This is a genomic window from uncultured Lutibacter sp., assembly GCF_937891065.1.
GTDB lineage: Bacteria > Bacteroidota > Bacteroidia > Flavobacteriales > Flavobacteriaceae > Lutibacter.
Genome location: NZ_CALAEQ010000213.1, coordinates 1 through 1,918, shown reverse-complemented (window position 1 = coordinate 1,918; position 1,918 = coordinate 1). Strand labels below are relative to the sequence as shown.

Annotated in this window: 1 protein-coding gene and 1 pseudogene; one reads left to right on the top strand and one right to left on the bottom strand. The window is 27.9% G+C overall.

Annotated features, from left to right (window positions below; translation table 11 throughout):
• Nucleotides 1-454: pseudogene (locus Q0352_RS11545) on the bottom strand (hypothetical protein); the annotation flags it as partial.
• Between the two features lie 192 nt (nucleotides 455-646).
• Between Q0352_RS11545 and Q0352_RS11540 the strand changes: the two are divergent.
• The gene (locus Q0352_RS11540) at nucleotides 647-1,774 is read left to right on the top strand and encodes an aminotransferase class V-fold PLP-dependent enzyme (protein ID WP_299527643.1); all 1,128 of its coding nucleotides are present in this window, start codon (nucleotides 647-649) and stop codon (nucleotides 1,772-1,774) included.
• Nucleotides 1,775-1,918 lie beyond the last annotated feature (144 nt).

Here is a 1,918-nt window from a genome sequence, read left to right as displayed (position 1 = left end):
TTGAAATTTCCCCATAAAAAATTTTGTAATCTATATTAAAAGCGCTTTCTAATCTTGTAACATTTCTTCTGTACTTATACCTGCTTTTAGATGTAAATTGTGATGTAAAAAAATCATCGAAAGTTCTAAATTCCTGAAGCTGAGACGAAAACCCTTTATACTGATTAATTTTTTTAGATTTAATAGCACTTTTCACATCGGTATTTACTCCAAAATAACTTGGCACATCATAAATAAGGAAAACTTTGCCTTTAAAATCGGTTTCTCCTTCAGCAATTGAATAATAATTACCGTTTGTAATGTTCTTGCCCACATTAACATATGCAAGATAATTAGAAGGTTTATAAAATTTTATTTGCTTTAAACTATTAAACGATATAGGTGTATTTCCATTGTTAAAATGTTTTAACCAAATACGTTGGAAAATTGCTCCATTAAAAGGATTGTTCTTCATTGATATTATTTTGGTTAAAAGTAATAAAATTTATTTTTCAATATTCGCAAAAAGTGACTAAATACAATTTATCTTAGATTAAATAGATTATTTTTATCTTATAAAAAATAAAGAACGTAGAAAGTGGTTTTTTGTCGTATTTATTTGATTATTAAGTTTAAAACAATGATTTTTATAGTGAATAATTAATAAATGAAAAAAAAAATTTGGTTATCACCACCTCATATGACTGGTTTAGAACTAAAATATATTAATGAAGCTTTTGCCTCAAATTGGATTGCTCCTGTTGGACCTAACATTACTGAATTTGAAAATAAAATTCAAGAATTCATTGGAAAAGGATCGCATGTTGTTGCCTTAAATTCAGGTACTGCAGCTATCCATTTAGCTTTAGAACTTGCAAATATTCAAGAAGGCGATGAAGTAATCTGTCAGAGCAAAACTTTTATTGCGTCTGTAAACCCTGTTTTATACAAAAAAGCGATCCCTATTTTTATTGATAGCGAAAGTAATACCTGGAATTTGTGTCCAAAATTATTGGAGGAATGTATAATTGATAGAATTAAGAAAACTGGTAAAGCACCAAAAGCTATTATTGTAGTTAATTTATATGGTATGCCTTACAATGTTGAAGAAATTCATAAAATCGCAAAAAATTACAACATAAAAGTTATTGAAGATAGTGCTGAGGCTTTGGGTAGCAAATATAAAGAGATCCCTTGTGGCACTTTTGGTGACTATTCAATTTTTTCCTTTAACGGAAATAAAATAATAACAACTTCTGGTGGCGGATGCCTAATAACCCGAAGCATATTGGATAAAAACGAAGCTATTTTTCTTTCAACTCAAGCCATTGATTCTGGTAATGATTATACGCATTCTAAAATTGGGTATAATTACAGAATGTCAAACATAGTAGCATCTATTGGCTTAGGGCAAATTCATAGTTTAGGTGATAGAATAACAAAAAGAAGAGAGAATTTTGACTATTATCATAAAGAACTAAGTACTATCCCTGAAATTCAGTTTCAAGAAGAACCTCTTGATTATTATTCAAACAGATGGCTTAATTGCATTTTAGTTGATTCAGAAAATTCAAAAAACAAGATTTCTGAATTATTAAGTCAGGATAATATTGAAACTAAGCCTTCGTGGAAACCAATGCATCAGCAACCTTTATTTAAAAAATCTGTTAGTTATGTTAATGGAGTATCTGATGATTTATTTCAAAGAGGTATTTGCCTTCCAAGTGGATCTAATTTAGACAACGATGATTTAAATAGAATAGTAACCATAATAAAGAATTATTTCAATTATTGATGGATGCTTTTTTAAATAAAATATCTAAAAAATATGCCTCAAAGTGGTTAATCCTATTTCTTGATGTAGTCATTGTATTATTCACATTATTTATTGCCTATTTTATTAGATATAACTTCAAATTAGATTTTGATTTTATAATGG